Origin of the sequence: Corynebacterium belfantii (assembly GCF_041898185.1) — a bacterium.
GTDB lineage: Bacteria > Actinomycetota > Actinomycetes > Mycobacteriales > Mycobacteriaceae > Corynebacterium > Corynebacterium belfantii.
Genome location: NZ_CP157823.1, coordinates 730355 through 750595, shown reverse-complemented (window position 1 = coordinate 750595; position 20241 = coordinate 730355). Strand labels below are relative to the sequence as shown.

22 protein-coding genes and 2 pseudogenes are annotated in these 20241 nt (G+C 52.4%); 9 read left to right on the top strand and 15 right to left on the bottom strand.

The window, feature by feature from the left end:
* Nucleotides 1–14: 14 nt before the first annotated feature.
* From ABMV07_RS03865 to ABMV07_RS03845, 5 genes are all read right to left on the bottom strand, one after another.
* Nucleotides 15–134, bottom strand: a complete 120-nt coding sequence (locus ABMV07_RS03865) for an integrase core domain-containing protein (RefSeq protein WP_370684799.1) — start codon at nucleotides 132–134, stop codon at nucleotides 15–17.
* 35 nt (nucleotides 135–169) lie between these two features.
* Nucleotides 170–706 carry an IS5 family transposase gene (locus ABMV07_RS03860; RefSeq protein ID WP_197690954.1) on the bottom strand — a complete coding sequence of 179 codons (537 nt, stop codon included), beginning with the start codon at nucleotides 704–706 and terminating at the stop codon, nucleotides 170–172.
* On the bottom strand, nucleotides 669–857 hold the full coding sequence (locus tag ABMV07_RS03855) for a hypothetical protein (RefSeq protein WP_196977615.1): 189 nt from the start codon (nucleotides 855–857) through the stop codon (nucleotides 669–671). The genes ABMV07_RS03860 and ABMV07_RS03855 overlap by 38 nt, the downstream gene beginning before the upstream one ends.
* A 208-nt stretch (nucleotides 858–1065) precedes the next feature.
* Nucleotides 1066–1347 (bottom strand): DDE-type integrase/transposase/recombinase, encoded by a 282-nt coding sequence (locus ABMV07_RS03850; protein WP_374065006.1) that lies wholly within the window; start codon nucleotides 1345–1347, stop codon nucleotides 1066–1068.
* A gap of 30 nt (nucleotides 1348–1377) precedes the next feature.
* Nucleotides 1378–1803 (bottom strand): IS3 family transposase, encoded by a 426-nt coding sequence (locus tag ABMV07_RS03845; RefSeq protein WP_374064879.1) that lies wholly within the window; start codon nucleotides 1801–1803, stop codon nucleotides 1378–1380.
* A 179-nt stretch (nucleotides 1804–1982) separates the two neighbouring features.
* Here ABMV07_RS03845 and ABMV07_RS03840 point away from each other — a divergent pair.
* Nucleotides 1983–3298: pseudogene (locus tag ABMV07_RS03840) on the top strand (ISL3 family transposase).
* Between the two features lie 209 nt (nucleotides 3299–3507).
* Entirely contained in the window at nucleotides 3508–3966 is a 459-nt protein-coding gene (locus ABMV07_RS03835; protein ID WP_197692307.1) for a hypothetical protein, read from the top strand.
* Nucleotides 3967–4231: 265 nt separating this feature from the next.
* On the opposite strand, the gene ABMV07_RS03830 is transcribed toward ABMV07_RS03835, so the two are convergent.
* Genes ABMV07_RS03830 through ABMV07_RS03810 form a run of 5 tightly spaced genes read right to left on the bottom strand, consistent with a single transcriptional unit; the run spans nucleotide 4232 to nucleotide 8789 of the window.
* Nucleotides 4232–5020 carry an ABC transporter ATP-binding protein gene (locus ABMV07_RS03830; protein WP_229255040.1) on the bottom strand — a complete coding sequence of 263 codons (789 nt, stop codon included), beginning with the start codon at nucleotides 5018–5020 and terminating at the stop codon, nucleotides 4232–4234.
* 4 nt (nucleotides 5021–5024) lie between these two features.
* Entirely contained in the window at nucleotides 5025–6050 is a 1026-nt protein-coding gene (locus ABMV07_RS03825) for an iron chelate uptake ABC transporter family permease subunit (protein WP_088267886.1), read from the bottom strand.
* Nucleotides 6047–7078: an iron ABC transporter permease gene (locus tag ABMV07_RS03820; protein ID WP_197691220.1), complete on the bottom strand. Its 1032-nt coding sequence runs from the start codon at nucleotides 7076–7078 to the stop codon at nucleotides 6047–6049. The genes ABMV07_RS03825 and ABMV07_RS03820 overlap by 4 nt, the downstream gene beginning before the upstream one ends.
* Complete coding sequence (locus ABMV07_RS03815) at nucleotides 7075–8280, bottom strand: MFS transporter (protein ID WP_327786447.1); 1206 nt, start codon at nucleotides 8278–8280, stop codon at nucleotides 7075–7077. The genes ABMV07_RS03820 and ABMV07_RS03815 overlap by 4 nt, the downstream gene beginning before the upstream one ends.
* Entirely contained in the window at nucleotides 8277–8789 is a 513-nt protein-coding gene (locus ABMV07_RS03810; RefSeq protein ID WP_133119751.1) for a hypothetical protein, read from the bottom strand. The genes ABMV07_RS03815 and ABMV07_RS03810 overlap by 4 nt, the downstream gene beginning before the upstream one ends.
* A gap of 510 nt (nucleotides 8790–9299) precedes the next feature.
* Here ABMV07_RS03810 and ABMV07_RS03805 point away from each other — a divergent pair.
* Entirely contained in the window at nucleotides 9300–10283 is a 984-nt protein-coding gene (locus ABMV07_RS03805; protein WP_196978051.1) for an ABC transporter substrate-binding protein, read from the top strand.
* A gap of 164 nt (nucleotides 10284–10447) precedes the next feature.
* Nucleotides 10448–11746: pseudogene (locus ABMV07_RS03800) on the top strand (IS3 family transposase).
* Nucleotides 11747–11801: 55 nt separating this feature from the next.
* On the opposite strand, the gene ABMV07_RS03795 reads toward ABMV07_RS03800, so the two are convergent.
* The 4 genes from ABMV07_RS03795 to ABMV07_RS03780 form a co-directional block, all read right to left on the bottom strand.
* On the bottom strand, nucleotides 11802–12029 hold the full coding sequence (locus ABMV07_RS03795; protein ID WP_197693653.1) for an integrase core domain-containing protein: 228 nt from the start codon (nucleotides 12027–12029) through the stop codon (nucleotides 11802–11804).
* On the bottom strand, nucleotides 11962–12102 hold the full coding sequence (locus tag ABMV07_RS03790; RefSeq protein ID WP_374065040.1) for a hypothetical protein: 141 nt from the start codon (nucleotides 12100–12102) through the stop codon (nucleotides 11962–11964). The genes ABMV07_RS03795 and ABMV07_RS03790 overlap by 68 nt, the downstream gene beginning before the upstream one ends.
* A gap of 74 nt (nucleotides 12103–12176) precedes the next feature.
* The gene (locus ABMV07_RS03785) at nucleotides 12177–12566 is read right to left on the bottom strand and encodes an IS3 family transposase (RefSeq protein WP_374064727.1); all 390 of its coding nucleotides are present in this window, start codon (nucleotides 12564–12566) and stop codon (nucleotides 12177–12179) included.
* A gap of 319 nt (nucleotides 12567–12885) precedes the next feature.
* Complete coding sequence (locus ABMV07_RS03780) at nucleotides 12886–13038, bottom strand: hypothetical protein (RefSeq protein WP_197691226.1); 153 nt, start codon at nucleotides 13036–13038, stop codon at nucleotides 12886–12888.
* Between the two features lie 177 nt (nucleotides 13039–13215).
* On the opposite strand from ABMV07_RS03780, the gene ABMV07_RS03775 reads away from it, so the two are divergent.
* The 5 genes from ABMV07_RS03775 to ABMV07_RS03755 are packed head-to-tail and all read left to right on the top strand — an operon-like array spanning nucleotide 13216 to nucleotide 19561.
* Nucleotides 13216–13851: an MptD family putative ECF transporter S component gene (locus tag ABMV07_RS03775; protein ID WP_374064878.1), complete on the top strand. Its 636-nt coding sequence runs from the start codon at nucleotides 13216–13218 to the stop codon at nucleotides 13849–13851.
* Nucleotides 13848–14573: an energy-coupling factor transporter transmembrane protein EcfT gene (locus ABMV07_RS03770; protein WP_088268302.1), complete on the top strand. Its 726-nt coding sequence runs from the start codon at nucleotides 13848–13850 to the stop codon at nucleotides 14571–14573. The genes ABMV07_RS03775 and ABMV07_RS03770 overlap by 4 nt, the downstream gene beginning before the upstream one ends.
* The gene (locus ABMV07_RS03765) at nucleotides 14570–16051 is read left to right on the top strand and encodes an ABC transporter ATP-binding protein (protein ID WP_197691224.1); all 1482 of its coding nucleotides are present in this window, start codon (nucleotides 14570–14572) and stop codon (nucleotides 16049–16051) included. The genes ABMV07_RS03770 and ABMV07_RS03765 overlap by 4 nt, the downstream gene beginning before the upstream one ends.
* On the top strand, nucleotides 16048–17796 hold the full coding sequence (locus tag ABMV07_RS03760; RefSeq protein WP_197691223.1) for an ABC transporter ATP-binding protein: 1749 nt from the start codon (nucleotides 16048–16050) through the stop codon (nucleotides 17794–17796). Before ABMV07_RS03765 ends, ABMV07_RS03760 begins: the two co-directional genes overlap by 4 nt.
* The gene (locus ABMV07_RS03755) at nucleotides 17789–19561 is read left to right on the top strand and encodes an ABC transporter ATP-binding protein (protein ID WP_374064877.1); all 1773 of its coding nucleotides are present in this window, start codon (nucleotides 17789–17791) and stop codon (nucleotides 19559–19561) included. Before ABMV07_RS03760 ends, ABMV07_RS03755 begins: the two co-directional genes overlap by 8 nt.
* Here ABMV07_RS03755 and ABMV07_RS03750 read toward each other — a convergent pair.
* The gene (locus tag ABMV07_RS03750) at nucleotides 19542–20171 is read right to left on the bottom strand and encodes an MFS transporter (RefSeq protein WP_234914088.1); all 630 of its coding nucleotides are present in this window, start codon (nucleotides 20169–20171) and stop codon (nucleotides 19542–19544) included. The genes ABMV07_RS03755 and ABMV07_RS03750 overlap by 20 nt on opposite strands.
* Nucleotides 20172–20241: the final 70 nt, after the last annotated feature.

Here is a 20241-nt window from a genome sequence, read left to right as displayed (position 1 = left end):
TCGGTCCAGTTGGTTTAAGCGTTGACCGTGTTTTCATGTTTCCATTGTTCCGCATACTTCCGCGGGCTGAGGTAGCCCAGCGAGGAATGCGGGTGGAAGTCATTGTACCGCTGCGACCACTGGGCCACGAGCATCCGTGCATGTTCGAGATTCTCGATGCTGTTGTCTTCTAGGGCGTGTCTGACAATTTCTTCAGCCAGGTCATGACGGCGATAGCCATCACGCCGGCCCGGTAGACAACCGCGAGCTTGTCGTACCGGGTTGCCACACCCCGCCACTGCTTGAGGTTGCCGAAAAACCGTTCCACCACGTTGCGGCCCTTGTAGGACTGCGCATCGAACGTCGGTGGACGCCCACCCTTCGAGCCTTTCCGCTTCCGGGCGGCGATCACGTCCTTCTTCTCCGGGATCGTCGCCGTTATCTTGTGCTCGCGCAGATACCTGCGCACAGCCTTCGATGCATACGCCCTATCCGCGCGGAGTTCATCAGGCCGGGTGCGCGGTCGGCCCACCGTCCCGGGCACCCGCAGGCGTTTCAACAACGGGATCAGCACCGGGCAGTCACCGCGGTGGCCCGCAGTGACGATCATGGTCAGGGGCATGCCGTGGCCGTCGACCAGGGCGTGGACCTTGGTAGACAGACCACCCCGTGATCGGCCGACCGCGTGATCAGGCGGCTCGGCCAGCGGGTTGTTGTAATTCGACAAAGCCCCCTGTGACCCGCGTGATGTTCGTGGCGTGCTGATGGGCCCGGGTGATCGTCGAGTCCACCGACACCGACCAGTCGATCAGGTCTTCCGTATCGGCCTGTGTAAGAAGTCGCTGAAGGATCACGTCCCAGGTGCCGTCCTTGGCCATCCGGTTGTGCCAGGTGTAGACCGTCTGCCAGGACCCGAAGCAGGCGGTAGAGGATGCCCTCGAGCATCTGCCGGGGATCGGAGAACGGTCGGCCTTTTCTCCCCGTGCGACGGGGCAGAAGTTCTTCGACCATCTCCCACTGGGCATCACTCAACATGTGAAAACGCGACACGGGAGCCAGGGTCCCATGCCACGCTTCCCTCAATTGTCAGACACGCCCTAAGAGTTCGTCACGCATTCGGTTGTGGAAAGACTCGACATACCCGTTATGCCAGGGCTGGCCTGGCGGGATAAACGCCTGAATCGTTTCATCCTCCCCAGCCCACGCGTGGAGTGCGTGGGCGATGAATTCGGGGCCGTTATCCATCCGGATCACCCGCGGGCGCCCGCCTTGGTCACAACAAGCGAGGTCGAGCAGCTCGATCACCGAATCCGCGTCGATCTTCTTGTCGACCGTGAAGGCGACGTGCTCGCGAGTGTATTCATCGATGATGTTGCAGATCTTGATCGTCTTGCCGTGTCATGTTGAATCGAACTGGAAATCCAGCGCCCACATGTCGTTCGGGTACTGGCCGGCAGGAACATCGCGCTGGCCGTGACCATCGACGCGTTTGCGCTTCTTCCTGGGTAGGACGCGCAGGCCTTCTTCACGCCAAATCCTCCGGAAGGTTTCCCGGCATATCCTATACCCCTCGGTGAGGGCAATCCTCCAGGCGCGCCGGTGTCCCCACCGGCGGTGATCACGCGCGAACTCGTGCATCCACGCCCTTAGGTCCGCGTACTTATTCGGCTTGCCCTGACGGATCCTAGCGCGCCGATAAACACTACGAGAGAGTCCAACGATCTGGCAGGCACGCCTTTGGCAGTAGCCCAGCCCAACGAGATGCCAGACGGCATCATGACGGCGAGCTGGGCTTAGAAGTTTGCCTCCGATAATTCTTTCCACGCCGCCTTTTCCAGCTCTGCCTGCCCAAAAAGACGTTTGAGGGCTCTTCCGGTTTTGGGGTGCGTAGCGGGATAAGATAGAAAACAACGGGTCCAGCGGGTCACCACAACATGTACGGGTCCCTAGTGTGAAAATGAAAGTTGCTACACGACCATCTAAACCCACCAGAGACCCGTCCTGTGAAGCCTACTGGAAACCTCGTTGCTGACACCATCTGCCGTACCGCGGAAAACGGACTTGCTATCACCGGTGCCGCTGATGCCGGAGCACTGACCATCATTGAGGCCACGCCCGTAGCCGTTATCGGCGTGTGCCCAGACTGCGGCCCATCTGGCAAGTTACGCGACCACATCACCCGTCGACTCGTTGATCTTCCTGTCGTCGGATTCCCCACCAGACTGCACATAAAAGCCACCAGGTTTCGGTACGCAGCCGCCTCATGTAAGAGAAAGATCTTCCAAGAATCTTTAACCTGCGCTGATGACGGTGCCAAGCTCACGTATCGGGTCACCCGCTGGATCTTGCAGCGCCTTGCTATTGACCGGATGAGTGTGTCAGCTACCGCCAAAACACTCGGTGTGGGCTGGGACCTGGTCAACCAGGTCGCACTAGATGCTTGCCGTCAGCTTGTCTACGGCGATCCTTGTCACCTAGACGGGGTTCGCATTCTTGGGAGTCGATGAACATGTATGGAAACACACCAGAAAACCAGGCCAGGTATCACACCTGGTGACCATACTTGTTGACCTCACCCCGCTGGTGGACGGGCATGGGCCTGCACGTTTGTTAGACATGCGACCGGGCAGATCCGCCGATGTGCTCAGCGGGTGGCTTAAAGAGCGCGACCCCAGCTTCCGGGAGCAGATACAGGTGGTGACCATGGATGGGTTTACCGGTTATGCCACCGCAGTCGAGGAGCAACTACCACAAGCAAACAAAGTCATAGACCCCTTTCCATGTAGTGCATCTAGCAGCCGACAAACTCACCAGTTGCCGACAAAGACTCCAACGCGAGACCACCGGGTGTCGCGGACGCAAAGATGACCCACTGTACAAGCACCGGCGCGCCCTGTTGACCAGGACGAACTATCTCACCCAGCGACAAAAGCAACGCTTAGAAATGTTGTGGGCCACCGATGACGACTACATGCCCCTAGAAGTAACATGGCTGCTCTACCAAGACATGATCGCAGCGTACGCGCATCCGAAGAAAACGGAAGGCAAAAAGCTCATGGAACGCATCATCCACACCCTGCGTAAAGGATTACCGAAAAGTTTAGAAAAGCTCGCCCAACTGGGACGCACCCTGTGGCGAAGACGCAAAGATGTGCTTGCCTACTTCGATATCGGTGCGTCCAACGGCCCTGTCGAGGCAATCAACGGCAGACTCGAACACCTACGCGGCATCGCCCTAGGATTTAAAAACCTCAACCACTACATCTTGCGGTGCCTAATCCACTCCGGACAGCTACAAGACAAAATCAACGCACTCTAAAACCGGAAAGGCCCATTTACGCCGCAGAAAACCAGCGCACGGTCACCGATATCGTGACACAAGCCGTCACCGACCTTCTCGAATCATAACGGAGCTACCGAAAGAATGTTCTGCAATTCAGACCGCCTAATCCGAGCACCGTGCAATCATGCCCGCATGACCACACGCCCGCCTGACCGCACGCCCACACTTCACGGAAAAGAGGACTCATGACCTACCCATCTACTAACTATGAGTACCAACCCCAGGACAACCAGCAACGTCCGAAATACGACATTCAAAAGCTGGCTATCAACCTCGGTGCGCTCACCGTACTCGGAGGTGTCGTCGCATTCGCCGTCATCTTCCTCGTATCAGCCACCATCAACGCATTCAGCAACCAACCAGTGCCCGAACTATCTGAATCGCTGTTTCTCGCAGTGTGCTCCGCACTAATCGGCCTGTGCTTCGGTTTGATCTATCTTCCTATAGACGGCACTGGAAACGAAGGACTGTACAAGGTAGCGGTCGGCGCACTAACTGCCGTGGTCTCCGTCGTTTACGTCCTCTACGGCGGACTGCTCGGCGGTGACTGGTCAACGCTCAAGATCCTTGCCGTTTTCCTCTGCGCAGCAGCAATCGCAATCATGGCACCTGCCCGCATTGCACCAGCAGTCAACTACGCCTAATTCAAAAGCACTCAATCGAGCAACACAAACTTGCTCGATTGAACAGCTTTATACTTCTTCATCTCGCAACTACCCAGACTTCCAACATGCCTGTCTGACCGCACGCGGTACTGACCGCATAGTGAAGTGCCCCGAGTTTTGTTCTTAGGCATTTGCCTTGATTTTTATTATTACTTGCGGCGGGTTCTGCTTCCAAAATTCGGTTTCCACTTCACCCAGAGCTGACGATGGAACCATTGGTGGCGGATTAGGTGCGAGTTTATGATTACTCGAGCTTCGCTGCCAACGGCAACACCACTGGTAGCCCCGTGGATTCATCCTGGTAAATTTTTGATTCCAAACTGAAGGTATCCAACAATAATTGTTCATTGAAGGTATCTTCCGTTCGGCCTTGCGAGACGATCACGCCATCCCGCATAGCCACTAAGTAATCTGAATAACGCGCTGCCAACGCTAAATCATGCAGCACCACTACGACCGTTCGGTGATCCGCTGGCAGGCTGCGCAACAGCTCCATAATCTCCAATTGGTGTATGAGATCAAGGTGGTTTGTGGGTTCATCCAATAACAAAATATCTGCTTCTTGTGCTAGCGACATCGCAATCCAGACGCGCTGCCGCTGTCCACCTGACAAATTAGTCACCGGCTCATCAGCAAGTTTTTCCAGCCGCATTGTGCGCAATGCTTCTCGAATAACCTGTGCATCGTGTTCGGTATTAGCACCCCACCATTTTTGATGCGGAAATCTGCCCCGGCTCACTAATTTTTTCACTGTAATACCGACAGGGGCTTGCGGGTTCTGCGGCAAAATACTGACCGTACGCGCAATGGCCTTGGTATTTATCGATTGCAAAGAACGCCCATCCAAATATACGCCACCCTCTTTTGGCTCCAAGATTCTCCCCAAAGCCTTGACCAACGTAGATTTTCCGCAGCCATTAGGCCCAACTACTGCTGTAACAGCATTATCGACGATAGCTAAATCCAACCCGTCCAATACATTATCGTCGCCGTATCCAACGCTTAATTCTTTAACCTCCAAACGCGATCCCACGATGCTATTCTCCCATTCTGGTACTAGAAATTACGAGGTAAACTAACAACGGAGCCCCCAATGCAGCAGTTACTACCCCCACTGGCAGCGACTGCTCAAACAAAGCCCGCCCAATCCAATCGGCCCAGACAACCAAGCACCCGCCAAATAATATTGACCCAAATAACGGTGGAATAATGCTGCGATAAAGCCTCTGCGCTAACTGCGGAGCACCAAGGGCCACAAAGGCTATGGGGCCTACCGCAGCGGTCGCTGTTGCAGAAAGAACCACGCAGACCAGAAGCAATATCAATCGAGTGCGGTTAATAGACACACCCAAACCAATGGCAGTCTCATTCCCTAGGGATAACACACTTAATGAACGATAAGTTGCGAGAACAGCCACTGTAGAAACCACGAGTGCCACCAAGGAAGGATAGACATTAGCCATCGTGACCGCATTCAACGAACCGGTCAACCACACGATAGCCCGCCCTGCATCCACGATAGAAGCTTTGAGCAAGAGCCAGGATGTTAGCGCTCCAAACATAGCTTGCATACCCACTCCAATGAGCAAAACCCGGATGACAGATTCGTTCCGCGTTAAAATCCACAATAGAATCGTTGCCAGCAAAGAGCCGGCTAAGGCCGCCACCGGCAACCCGACTTCTGCCCACTTACCGGAAATGCCACCATAGTCACCAGTGAGCACGATTAAAGCAACTGCACCAGTGCCAGCCCCGGTGACGATACCGAGCACATCAGGACTTGCCAGCGGGTTGCGCGACATCGATTGCAGCACCATCCCAGCCAGCCCGAGAGCAGCTCCGACTACAACGGCTACTGCTGCGCGTGGAAAACGGAGCTCACGAACTACAAAACTCGTATGCGAATCCCCACCTCCGCCAAGGGCTTGAATAACTGTCATCAACGAAAAATATTCTTCTCCCACCGCGATAGAAACAACTATTCCGGCAACCAGTGCCACCGCTAACCCAGTCGTTGACCAAAAGGGCCGAAGATTACCTTTGCGAGCTTGGAGTGCAATCATGCCCTCACCCCTGATCTCTTAATCTGCATAATGAAATAAGGGGCCCCAATAAGCACCAAAACTATGCCGGCTGGCACTTCTGCCGGCTGGGCAATAAGGCGGCCCACAATGTCACCGAACAACACAACGCACATGCCCAACAAACCAGCCAGCGCCACGTTCCACCGCCAATCTGCTTGTCCAGCCAAGGCAGCTAAATGGGCGCACATCAGCCCTACGAATGCAATGGGGCCTGCCGCAGCAACCGCAACGGTTGTTAATATGGCCACAGCTAAAAAACCAAACAACTGGATTCTTCGTACGCTTTCGCCCATGCTGACAGCGATTTCATCACCCAGCGCCAGTATGTTCAGCTTAATCGCAGTGTAGAGCGCTATTGCTAAACCTAATACGAGTAGCAAAAGCAATGGCAAGAATATTGCAGTCGGACGTCCTGCCAATGAACCTACAGTCCATAAGCGATAGGTGCCCAAAGACTGCTGATCGTAAATAATCAGCGCACTAGAAATAGCCATGAACCCTGCTTGCACTGCTACTCCACCCAAGATAAGGGTCAGCCCGGACATGCCCGTTCCTATTCTTTGGCCAATAGCGACCAGAGTCACTGCTGCAACGAAGGAACCGAGTAGTCCGAACCACACGGTTGATGTGATGGTGGAAACGTGCAGCAAAAAAGTTGCTCCGGTTATTCCAAGTCCTGCACCAGCACCAATTCCTAAGAGCACAGGATCAGCAACCGGGTTTCGCGTCAGCCCCTGCAACAAGCTTCCAGCAATTCCTAGGGACATCCCAACTATGAGGCCAATCAGTGTGCGCGGAGCACGTAAATCCCAGACTATTAACGCCGCTTCTGTATCATTACCTGGGGTAGCCTGTAGTAACGCAGATAATGATAATGGCTTTGCACCAAAAATTAGACTGCCGATGCACAGCAATAAAACCGCACATAATAGCAACATACACACGACTGCCGTGGGAATTTTCCTAGAATTTTTTCTAGTGTTATTTTTCGATACAGTTAATTTCATAAAACAACCTTTACTGTATTTTCATTATTAATTCGCGGTGCCCACAAAAACACTGCAGCCAACAACACGGTCGCAACTGCAATTAGTATATAAGGACTGTGAGATTCACTCACCGCTCCGCCGATTGCACTCGCTACTGCTCCGGAAGCTGTCGTAAAACTTGCTTTCCAGCCAAAAGCACGAGCACGCGCAGCCCCCGCCAACACAGCTAAGGACGAATACAGCCTGGCCAAGCATGGAGTGATAAATCCCCCATGAACCAATAAAACAGTACCTAATAGCAGCAAGCCTTGAGAATTGGCCTGAAAAATATACATCATAACCGTCAATACAGCAGTCAAGAATACTACTGCTAAAAATGGGATTATTAGACTGTAAGTCTGCTCTTTACTACCCGATATAATCCCGCCTAACATAGAACCGACCGCCCATATAACAATAAGTATTGCCCCTAAAGAACTCTCTCCAGAATTTCCTGACCAAAAAGTAGAGACAAATCGATCAACGTAAACGAAGCCACCCAAAACCGCCACGCTCACAATTATTCGCCACGCAGCTGAGCTGAGACGTCCCCGTGGCTGATTCGCAGCACTGCTCGAAGGGGGATGATCTATCCCGAAGTATCTACATGAACGAGCCAGACCAAGTCCGCCAATTATAGCTATTGCCCCAGATACCTGCATCGCAATCGAAGGAGAAAAAGCGGCTACGACGAATGCCACCAAAGCAGGACCACAAATTAGCACCAGTTCGCTAATAACAGATTGCAACGCATAAACTCTATTCCACTCAGTATCTGCAGCGGCCTGTGCAAGTTTTGCACGAGAAACTTGAGTCGATGGTGGACACATCAGCCCAGCGAGAAAGACCAAGAGATAACCGGAAAACAATGATTCCGACAACACAACAGGCAGCCCGATTAGCCCAATACCATAGGCGATACTAGTGACCTTTAGTCCAACAGATGTTCGATGGGTATCAACATAACGCCCTCTAATGGGTCCGGTTATCCCTTGTCCTAAAACCAATCCTGAAGCAATAATCCCGGCTTTTACAGCGGAATCTGTACGCTCCAGCAATAAAAGCACTATCGCGATACTAGTCACAGACAAATGCAGACGCGCAGGAATTGACCATAGCAAGATGCTCCGAATCGACGGAACAGTCAGCAACTCACAAATCTTGTTTTGCTTAAGGATCACGCACGCAACCGTTCTCGTTGTACATCAACGGACGTTACCGCAGAGCCATGAGCTTCCAGCTCGGCTTTACACAATGCTGAAATAAGTCCATGCATTTCTGCCCCGATCATTTGCCACGCTTCCTCGCTATCCTGCCAAAGTTCTAATGCTTGATCTAAATTGTCGGGTAATTTATCCGAAGGCTCTGGGTTAATTTCACACTGCTCTCGGATTCCTTCCAAACCACACCGCACAAGCACTCCAATTAGCAGATGTAACTGGGCATCGGAGCCTGAGAGGCGAAACTCAACCCGCGGAGTATCACTAGGCAAAATCCGTAATCCATCTATTCGGGAATCAATACCAACCCTAAGTGGATTATCGACAAACTTTCCTGAATTAAACCTCACCCTGCCATTTCGAGTAGGCACCACCACAGACATAACTTGCGGTAGATAACGCTGTATTCCAGCAGTAAAGTGCTGAAGATTCTGCATCAAATCCATATCGCTCTCGCTATCTTTAAGCAAGCCTTAAGATTCAAAGAAATATGCACATACGCAGAATTGCCCCATCCGGTACGCGGTGCCAGTAAATAACAGGCCTCTAATTGATGCATGGTTATGTCCCAAGGCTAGAGTGCCTGCCCCTGCCAAACAATCAAGATATTTCCCCCTGTTGCAGTTTCTATCCACCCCCAGAAGCAGCCACAGGTGCCATTGGGAAAGTACGCGGATAAGACCTAGCGCTAGATTCCACAGCATCCTGAAAACTCAAAGCATCAGGCTCCGAAAGTGTTAGCGTTTCACTCATGCCGTTACTCTTCTCATGATGCGATTCCCGTTCTATACGAAGTCTCGGCAATCGTTATATTTCTACAGATGCAAAAGACCCAAAGGGGCACTCCAGATAGAAAGATCTAGGGTGCATCAATCCTTTGTTGCACCCTCACCTTCATTACGATAACATAACTCAGGCTAACCTCAATAGGCAAGACTAACCTTTCGGGCTTCTTTTGATTCTATCACCAGGAGAAAATTATGCGCAAACTCCGCTTTTCCACGGCCATCATTGCATCGACGCTGAGCATAAGCTTGCTTGCCGCCTGTTCATCTTCGGCAGAAGATTCCGCTGCAGAAAACACTGCGTCATCCACAACTGCAACCAGCGATACCCGCACGATTGAACACGCAATGGGCACCACCGAGCTCAGCGAACCAATCAAAACTGTGGTGGCGCTCGATCGTGGCCTGTTGGACCCAGCCATCGCATTATGCCTTAACGTTGTGGGATTCACCGAAATTGCTGGCTCTGATGGTATCCCGGAATACTTTGGTGAAGACGGCAAAAAGTGTGCCGCTGATGCTGTTTCTGTCGGTAGTCTAAGTGAACCATCAATAGAGCAGATCAGCTCCCTCAAACCAGACGCGATTTTGTCAGCGAAAGTCCGACACGAAGAAATCTACGATCAGTTAAATAAAGTTGCTCCGACTATCTTCACCGAGAAAACCGGCGGGACATGGAAAGAAAACTTAAAACTCGTTGGTGAGGCTGTTGAAAAGAAAGACGAAGCAACCTCTCTGATCAAAAAATATGAAGATCGCGCTCAGCGCATCGGCGACCGCGTGCGTGAAAAGCTCGGGAAAAACCCGACGATCTCCGTGGTTCGCTTCCTAGACGCGCCTACCCGGCTGTATAAGAAAGACACCTATATCGGCGTGGTGATGAGTGACCTAGGATTCAAGACGAACGAAGCCGCCAGCGGTACTGGCTTTAATGAAGAAATCTCTGAAGAACAAATCAGCTTGATCGACGCTGACCACATTTTCATCACCACGTATGCAGATGATGAGGGAATCAGCGAGCGTACAAAAGAAGAATTTAAGCGCAACCCTCTATGGGACCGTCTAGAAGGAGAAGTCAGCGAAGTTGAAGATGGCATCTGGATGAGTGCTGTTGGTCTCTACGGCGCTAATGCAGTCTTAGACGATATCGCCGAGACCTTTGGCGTGGACGCCGATTAACTCCCCCTGGATCTCGAACAATCGGAATAATAAAGACGGGCCTGACCCTCGGAAAAAGTGAACTGCTCCCCATTAGTTGGACTGAGAAATCAGTTTCCGACTAGTGGGGAACAGTTCTTTGAGAGCACGAAGTTCTCTAAGCCAGCAGCAGCGGGAGCAACTCGTTGACTTGTTTGAACATGGAATAGGCTACAGCGCAGCGTCTCGTCAGTTGAGCGTTAGCAAATATGCGGTGCGAAAACTTCTACGACGATTCAAACTTCATAGCAGGCTGTGTCTTGTGAAAAACCCAACGAAACAGCACCATTCCTTCGAAGTTAAAAAACAGATCGTTGATCGTTTCAACACTGGCCAGTCCAAGATAGATCTTGCCTTGAGAATTCGAGCCGTCTTCGCAGCAACTTGTCTCCCATTGGGTGCGTGCCTAGCGTACAGGTGGTGATGAGGCACTTCGGCCGAAACCGAAGAACAGACCTAAAGGCAGTGCCCGTTCGAAGCCATTGATTAAGGAAGACCGGCTGCACCGTGAGGTGGAGAAACTACGGGCAGAAAACGCGTACTTAAAAAAATGCGGGGACTTAAGGAGCCAGCGACGAAGCTAAAAGTCGAAGCGATCGTCATCCTCAAATCTGACCATCGCCTAGAAGATTTGTTGAACACGGCAGGTCTTGCCCGATCAACATTTTTCTATCACCAACAACGCCTGAACGTGCCGGATAAACATATCGATCTCAAGGAAGCGATCGTCGAGGTCTTCACACAGACGAACCGTCGTTACGGCTACCGGAGGATTCATACTCAACTTCGCCAAGACGGGGTGGAATATCAACCATAAGCTGGTCTACAAGCCCATGGACAAGCTAGGCCTTAAATCCAAGGTCAGAACAAAAAAGAAGTACAACTCGTACAAAGGCACTGTCAGTCACATCGCGGAGAATATGCTGGATCGATGCTTCACGCCCGATAAACCAAACACAGTGTAGACGAGTGATGTCACGAAGTTTCGCATTGCCGGTACCAAGGTTTACCTGTCACCAATCATGGATCTCTATGACCGCTCAACCGTGTCGTATAGTGTGTCTACCTCGCCACATACAGCGTTTACGTCAAAGTCATTGAAAGATGCCATCACAAGCCAATCTCCCGGAAGCGGCTTACTGGTACACACAGATCAAAGGATCCAGTACCAGCATTCCAGCTGGCGTGACCTCATCACAAGTGTCGACGGCATCCAATCGATGTCCAGGAAAGGCAACTGCTACGACAATGCTGTAATGGAAAACTTCTTCGGACACCTCAAGTCAGAGACGTACCACGGTGAATCATTCGACAGTCTCGAGCACTTCAGGCAGGCCCTGGATGACTACATACACTGGTATAACCACGAACGCATTCAGAAACGGCTCAAGGGCCTGACCCCGATGCACTACCGGAACCAGACCCTTGAACCACTAACCACCTAGAATTAAACCAGTCCAACTTTCGGAGGCTAGTTCAGAAGTGTCCTGGGTTTTGTTCCTAGGCATTTGCCTTGATTTCTATTATTTCCTGTGGCGGGTTCTGCTTCCAAAAATCGGTTTCCACTTCAACTGGGGTTCGGTATCCCAAGCTTTGGTGGAGTCTATCTTCGTTCCACCATGACACCCACTCGAACGTCGCGATTTCTACCTCGACAACATCATCCCACCTGTGAGTATGGATTAGCTCGTTGTTGTGAGGGGCCGTTAACGTTTTCTGCCAGAGCATTGTCATAAGAATCCCCGACAGTTCCGGTGGAAGCTGTAATGCCGTGCTGGGCAAGTCGCTCGTTGTAGACCACGCTGACGTACTGTGAGCCGTGATCTAAATGGTGAATGAGCCCTGTTGTTTGTTCAGCACACTTGGGTCGCCTGGTTAAGAGCTTGCAGCGGCAACGCCTGAAGTCCGCATGGAGTCTGATAACGCCCACCCAACGATCCGTCGAGAGTAAACGTCGGTGACAAACGCGGCGTACACAAAGCCATTGTTCGTGCGCACATACGTAATATCGGCCACCCACAGTTTATTCGGGCCCGAAGCTTTGAATTCACGCTCGACTAAGTCTGGGCGCAGATCAGGCACATTAGGCTTACGGGTTGTGAGAGGTGATCTGCCTTTGCCAGAAACACCGGCTAGGCGCATCAACCGAGCAGTTTGTTCACGACCGATATCGATTCCGTCACGGTAAAGAGCATGCCACATTTTCCGCACGCCGTAGATGCCGTAATTATCCCGATGAATAGCACTAATGCGTTCAATCAGCACAACTGTTACGAAGGCGACGAGCGCTTAAGTCCTCGGGCCTTGGACTGGCGATACCCACGCGAGGTGATAAACCCACCAGCCCGGTTATTTTTCAACGCCAGTGCAGATGAACTCGACGGAAAAACTACTCCGGTATTCATCGATGAATCGGATCATTTCTTAACGTTTGGGGTCTGGTTCCGACGCGAAAAAAGCTGAGGCAGCCTTCAGCAGCTCGTTAGTGTCGCGTAGCTCTTGATTTTCACGACGTAGCCTCGCGTTTTCCGTGGCCAAGTCTGCAGGCACAGGTTCTGGGATGTTTCCCGCACGGCGGGCAGGCTTAAGTCCATTGACGGGCCGTGTGCCATGAAACCCCCAGCTTTGGAGCTACTGCCTGGCACGCGGGGTGCATCGACATATTTTCCGCCAAGATACGGTCTTCCACGAGACGGACCACACGGTCCTTGGCATCCTGGTCAAATTTCCTTGGCATGTTCCAGATTTTCCCATCTACTCAAACGGAACAAAACCTAGGACACTTCAACCCGCTTATCTGCATTCGCCCCATTAAGGGTAAATCTTCAGATCAAAACTAGAAATAGCTCATAAACAGTATTATATGTTTTAGGTAAGCTTTACTTTTCCTATTATTCATGAATCGAGGTTTACTATGACCCAACAGTCCTTTACGCCTGCACGGAGTACACGCTCATCCAGTGGGTCGACGGCACGTTTAAATACCAGAGATCTCATCAACGCTGGCATCTTTGCTGCGCTTTACTTTGTAATCACCTTTGTAAGCGGAATGATTGGATTCGCAGGTCCACAATTCATGTTTATTGGATGGTTCATCGCGGCAATCGCAAACGGAATCGTGCTAGCGCTTTATGCCGCCCGCACGCCCAAAATGGGTGCTTTCACCCTCGTCGGTGGTATTAACGGACTAGTATTCATGCTCACCGGACACTACTTCTGGACCCTGCTGGGAAGCATAATTCTAGGGTTTATCGCGGATTTGATTATCACAAAAAGCCACCTCAGTATTGCCAAATCCTTCCCTATTGCCTACAGCGTCTTCTGTGTCTGGATTTCTTTTCCTTTTATCCCGCTAATTCTGGATACGGACTCATACTACGTCGATATCACAGACCAAATGGGCCAAGAATACGCCGATGCTATGTCGGATATCTTCCAGCCATGGACCATTGGAGTACTGGCCATTTGTGCGCTCATCGTCGGCTTTATCGGAGGAAAGGTCGGAGTTCGCGCCAGCCGCAAACACTTTGAAAGCGCTGGTCTCCTGTGAGCCTGCGAAAACAGGGCGTGCTTCGTCGATCTTCGATCGATCCACGGACCGTGCTGCTTTCTGTTCTAGTAATCAATGCGGTAGTTCTCAGCCACGGCCACCTACCGACACTGCTGATTTCTATCGCCTTCAGCTCCATCGCACTAGCTACAGTAAAGCCACACTATGGCCTTATTTGCCTGTGCGCTTTTACATTATCCTATCTAGGGTATTGGGGCCTTTTACAGCTTCCTGGCTCCACATTTTTCGCTTTTTCGGCGGCAATTTTTTCGTGGCTAAGCCGTTTTGTCATCAGTATGTCCATCGGCGCATTCGGCTTGCTCACTCTCACACCATCCACGTTGACCTCAGCACTGCGGGACCTGCGTTTACCAGGCTGGACCACCATTCCACCGGCGGTATTCCTGCGCGTTTTGCCTATCATCGTGGCAGAAGCCAAAGCCATCCGCGATGCCATGGTCCTTCGGGGTCTCCAGCCTGGAGTAAAAAGCTGGATCACACAGCCCACACAATCGTCCGCGATGCTGATCATCCCCTTGTTAGGCGCCGTCGTCCGCGCTGGTGATGAGCTCGCTGCCTCTGCTCTTGTCCGCGGATTGGGAGGACCCACACGTCCAACCACCACCGCCGATCTTTCCTTCAAGCTTGTCGATGCAACTGCAATAGCTGGGTTGGGCCTCGTTGTTGCCTCTGTCTGGCTTCCCACGGAGATCCACTTATGAACGAACGCAGTATCGCAACCAGTGTAAACGTCCATAACGTTTCTTTTACATATCCACTGGGCGCTCGGCCAGGCATTCAAGGTGTATCTGATGTGTCTTTTTCTGTCTGTCCAGGACAGTGCCTACTGATTACCGGTGATTCCGGATCGGGAAAGTCCACGGTACTCAAGTTGATCAACGGACTCATCCCCCATTTCAATCCAGGAGAGCTACTAGGCACCATCACTATTACAAAGGATGACCAAGCTTTTAACCCTGCGGAAGAACCGCTCTCCCGCGCCGTCGAGTTCAGCGCCTCAGTATTCCAGAATCCACGGACGCAGTTTTTCACTGAAAGCGTCAATGCAGAATTAGCCTTCGGGCTAGAAAACCTTGGTATGGATCCCGCAGAAATTGAATCTAGGATTCAATCAGCGGTCGAACTACTAGGCCTTAACGATCTTCGGGGCCGGCGATTCAAAGAATTATCCGGTGGACAGTTACAAACCGTGGCATGCGCATGCGCGCTTGTGTCCCCGAGCAGTCTCGTGCTTCTCGATGAACCCACTTCCAATCTCTCCATGGAAAGCATCGAGATTCTCGCACGCGTACTACGCCGCTTGAAAGAACTAGGTACAACGATCATTATCGCGGATCATCGCCTCTTTTTCTTAAAAGGTATCGCCGACCAAGTTATTTACTTGAATCAGGGAAAAATAACGCGGAGTTTCCACGCTCAGGAGTTTTATGCCTTAGACGAACCCGAACGCAAACAATTGGGGCTGCGCAGTTTACACCACGTTCCCCTGCCCGCGAGCGTGCCGGTACCACCCACGCCCGAAAACACCGATCCCCAGCGGAGCGGACTCGAGTTATGCAACATCCGTTTTTCTTATGGCACGCATGAGGTGCTAAACATTGACCACGCATTTTTCCCCAGCGGCGAAGTAACCGCCTTAATCGGGCCCAACGGCGCTGGAAAAACCACCCTCGCCAGGATCATTTGTGGTCTTGCTTCTCCCAAACGCGGCGGTAGTCTCCGTTTGAACAGCAAACGAGTAGGAGCGGCTGCCCGCAGACGTACCGCGTACATGGTGATGCAAGACGTTGGCCGCCAATTATTCGCAGCCACCACCGAAGAAGAAGTCACGCTCGGACTGGCAAAGAAGAAGCGGGACCACATCGATGTCAATGAGATTCTCCATCGCCTCGATCTGGCAGGAATGGCCCACCGGCATCCGCAGTCTCTGTCCGGTGGGCAACGGCAACGCTTAGCCATAGCTTCAGCTCAAGCCGAGCAAGCAGAGGTCTACATCTTCGATGAACCTACCTCTGGAGTGGGCTGGCGCCAACTGCAATCCATCTCTGCGCTGCTTCGATCTCTTGCAGCAAGTGGAGCAGTGGTCATCGTCATCACCCATGACCACGAATTCATCCAAGAATCAGTCACCAGAATCATCGATATGACTGACATCAACAAGAATTTGAGAAAGAAATGACTGAAGTAAAACAAAGTTCCACAGAACCAAGCGGAACCCACGCACCAGAATCACACGGTGCGTCACCGGAAGAAGAGGCTCGCGCAAAACAAAAAGCCGGACAGGTCGCTCTAAAAAAGCTACTGGCCCCAGTGCAAACAACCATCTACTTCGCACAGTTTCTCGCGCTTATATCCTCGGTACTCGCCGTAGCGCCCTACGTCGCGTTGGTGGCACTGGGAAATGCTCTATTCGACGGCAATACTGATGACGTCGCGTCCATTGTGAAATGGCTACTTGCTGCATTTTTGGGCCAGCTATCCTTCTATTTCCTTGCCCTTACGGTCACCCACTTCGCTGATGCAAAGCTGGTGGGGATTAACCGGCGCCGAATTATTACCGCTATTGCGAAAGCACCACTCTCGTGGTTTAGCCAGACTAATTCCGGCAAAGTCCGCAAAGCCGTCGAGGACGATACGTTAACTCTGCACACCCTGACAGCCCACGCTCCTGTAGAGCAGGTCGCCGCGATCTTTACGCCCCTCGCGCTTCTGGTTTATGCCTTTATCTTGGATTGGCGCCTTGGTCTACTTTCTATTGCCACTGTGCCCATTTTCCTAGCAATCCAAGCGTATTCAATGAAAGATATGGGCACAAAAACTGCGGAAATGGATAATTATCTGGGTGAGGTCTCTGCGACTGCGGTGGAGTTCTCCGAAGGTATTTCCGTCGTCAAGGCTTTCGGCACCGTTGGAAAAGCCCACGCTCGATATCTCGAAGCTGCCCAAAAATTCGCGGAATTCTATTACGAGTGGGTACGTCCGCTTCTGCGTGTTTCCGCAATCTCAGAGTCTGTGGTGGCGGTTCCTGTCCTCATCCTTATCAATGTAGGAGTCGGTTCCCTGCTGATAGCTGGTGACTATGTCACGGTCGCTGAAGTCATCGCAACAACGTTAATTGCGCTGGTGATCCCGGGCACGATTCAAACCGTCGGCCAAATGATGTGGTCTTACCAGCTCGCTGGCAATGCGGCATTGCGCCTTGATGAAGTCATGACAATTTCCCACGTGAAAGAAGGCCAAAAGAGCCTCGATGCCAGTAGTCAAGACATGGAGGTGGAGTTCCATAAGGTCAGTTTTAGCTACGCCCCAGACACACCAGTCCTCCAAGACTTTTCTGTGCAATTAAACGCAGGCACTGTCACGGCATTGATTGGCCCCTCCGGGTCTGGCAAATCCACAGCAGCAACGATGCTGGCGCGTTTCCAGGATCCAGATTCGGGCACAATCACTATCAACAACGTGGATATCCGTGATCTCACTTTCGACAGTTTGTACCGCACTGTGGCTTTCGTCTTACAAGATCCTCACTTACTGCGCATGAGTATTCGGGAAAACATTCGCCTTGCACGCCCAGAAGCTCGCGATGAAGAGATCTGGCAAGCAGCAGAGGCCGCGCACATAGCTGCTGATATTCGCGCTTTACCGGCTGGGCTCGACACCGTTGTTGGTGAGGACATCTCTTTATCCGGTGGACAACAGCAACGTATTTCTATTGCCCGGGCAATTATTACCAATGCCCCAATCTTGATCCTGGATGAAGCTACTGCGGCAACTGATCCTGACTGCGAAGCAGAAATTCAAGCAGCTCTAGCCACACTCGTCAGAGGCAAGACCGTCTTGGTCATCGCCCACAAGCCGGAGTCCATCCAAGGCGCAGACCAAATAATCTGCCTCGAGCCTATGAAGGATAATTCTCATGTCTAATGCCACTACGCCTGCTAGTTCGCGTCTTCGTGATCCGCTACTCACTCGCAGTGTCAAAAAGCTGCAAAGTCCTGTAGGCCATAAGCTCAATAAAAGGCAAGCTTGTCTATCGCTTATTGTTGGCGTGCTTGACGGCCTCGCTGTTCTCACGCTCGTGCCACTTACAAAGGCACTCGATGGGGATACGACGATCGCACCATGGATGTGGATTCTTTTGGCAATTGCTCTCGTAGCTTTTGCGCTACGATTTTTCGCAACCATGGCCTCTTACCACACGGCCTTGGATTTCATCCGAACCGCGCACACGACTGTGGGCGATAAATTAGCAACGCTACCGCTCGGCTGGTTCGTACCGGCTAATACCGGTGGCCTATCTCGCCTCGTCTCAGATCGCTTTATGGTGGCGGCCGAGACCATTGCGCATTTTCAAGGAACAATATACCGCGATAGCGCGGCACTTGTCACCTTGTTAGTAGGAGCGTGTTTCTGGAACCCGAAGCTGGGCTTGGTCCTTCTTATCATCGCACCATTGGCGCTCGTGGTGATGCAGTTGGCTGCATGGATTCGTGAGAAAGCATCGAACCGTGCACTCGGGCCGAGCAAAGAACTCTCCCAGCGAATCGTAGAATTTGCTAACCGCCAGCCGGCCTTGCGCGCGGCGGGAAAATCACAAGGGTTTGCGCCACTTGAGCAAGCGCTAGAAATCGATCATAAAGCACGGATACGCGAGCTATGGGTATCCGCATTAGCTTTGCTACTCAACGGCATAGTAGTGCAGATCTTCATCGTGGCTCTCATCATGGTCTCCGCGGATCTTGCCGTTGAAGGCGCCCTATCGCCACTAGAAACAATTGCGATCATCGGAATCAGCTTGAGGTTTACCCGCACACTTGAGCAGCTGGGTTCTTCTTTCGTCGGTTTAGACGCCGGCCGTATCGCGTTCGCAGAAACTGAGCTCATCACCGATGCCCCTTCCCTACCGGAGCCCACTACTCCGCGCCCAAGCGATGGTTCGGGAAGTGTAGAACTGCGTAATGTCACGTTTGGATACGGAGATAAGCCGGTGTTGGTCGATGTCTCCTTCCACGCCCAACCGGGCACCGTTACCGCCGTTGTCGGTCCTTCTGGCTCCGGAAAGACCACAATTGCGCGCCTTATTTCGCGATTCTGGGATGTAGATTCCGGAGCGGTCATGGTTGACGGCGTAGATATCCGCGAGCTTGGAACCGAACAGTTAATGTCCAGACTGTCCATGGTCTTTCAGGACGTCTACCTCTTCGACGACTCGTTAATCGCTAATATCCGCGTTGGTCGTTCCGACGCCTCCGATGAGGAAGTCTTCCGCGCAGCTGATCTTTCAGGCGTGACTTCTATTGCCAACCGCCTAGGGTGGTATACTCCTGTTGGTGAAGGCGGGCGGCTTCTCTCCGGTGGTGAACGCCAGCGCGTATCTGTAGCTCGTGCGCTGCTCAAGCAAGCGCCGATTGTACTCTTTGATGAGGCTACCTCCGCGCTCGATGCAGAAAATGAGGCAAACATCCTTGCTGCGATGGACGAGCTACGGGAGCAATCTACTTTTATTGTCATCGCCCACAAGCTGGATACAATCAAATCTGCTGATCAAATCGTAGTCTTGGATGAACACGGGCACGTCAGCCAGCTGGGCACGCATTCTGAGCTTTCCGATGTCCCCGGTATCTACCGTCACTTCTGGCAGCAACGCAAAGCAGCTCGCGGGTGGAAAATCAGTTCGAGACGCGATTAACACGGGAACCGAGATCGGCATTGTTTGCGGGGGCACCCTTCTCCCCCGCAGCACGGCGAACCCTAAGTGCACCAACAAAACCCAGAGCGACGAATACGGTGGCAGCGACGAGCGACCACTGCGCGGCGTTGGCCATGCCTTCGCTTAAGGCCCGCACCACTGCCCCAGGCGCACGGTGCCTTACGTTGCGGAGGCTTGCCCGGAGCCATCGACGGGGAATATCCCGCAGCACCGTGCCTGTCAGCTGCGCGGAGGCGAACCCGAGGCCCAAACCGTATAGGGTCAGCGGTGCGGCGATGATCCAAGCATTCGTATCCGGCCCCATAAGCAGGATGAGTATAAGAACGCCGATGACTTCCAAACCGAGCCCGATGAGCACGGTGCCAGGCGCCCCGAAACGCGCCGCGACGAGGCGGGCTGCAGCACCGGAGAAAAATGCACCGATTGCCATGGCTGCCAGCATGAGGCCAGCCGACATCGTGCTGAGGTCCAACGCATTAATCAGGTACAGCGGCAACACGAAGATGATGGCAAACTCGCCGATTACTACCGCACCAGCGGTGATATTGCCCCACGAGAACGTGGAATAAGAAAACAATTCAAGATCCAACAGCGCCGAGCGGTGCCTCCGCTCGCGGTGCTTTTCCCCCGGATTCTAGGGGTTGTGGAAACACCTGACC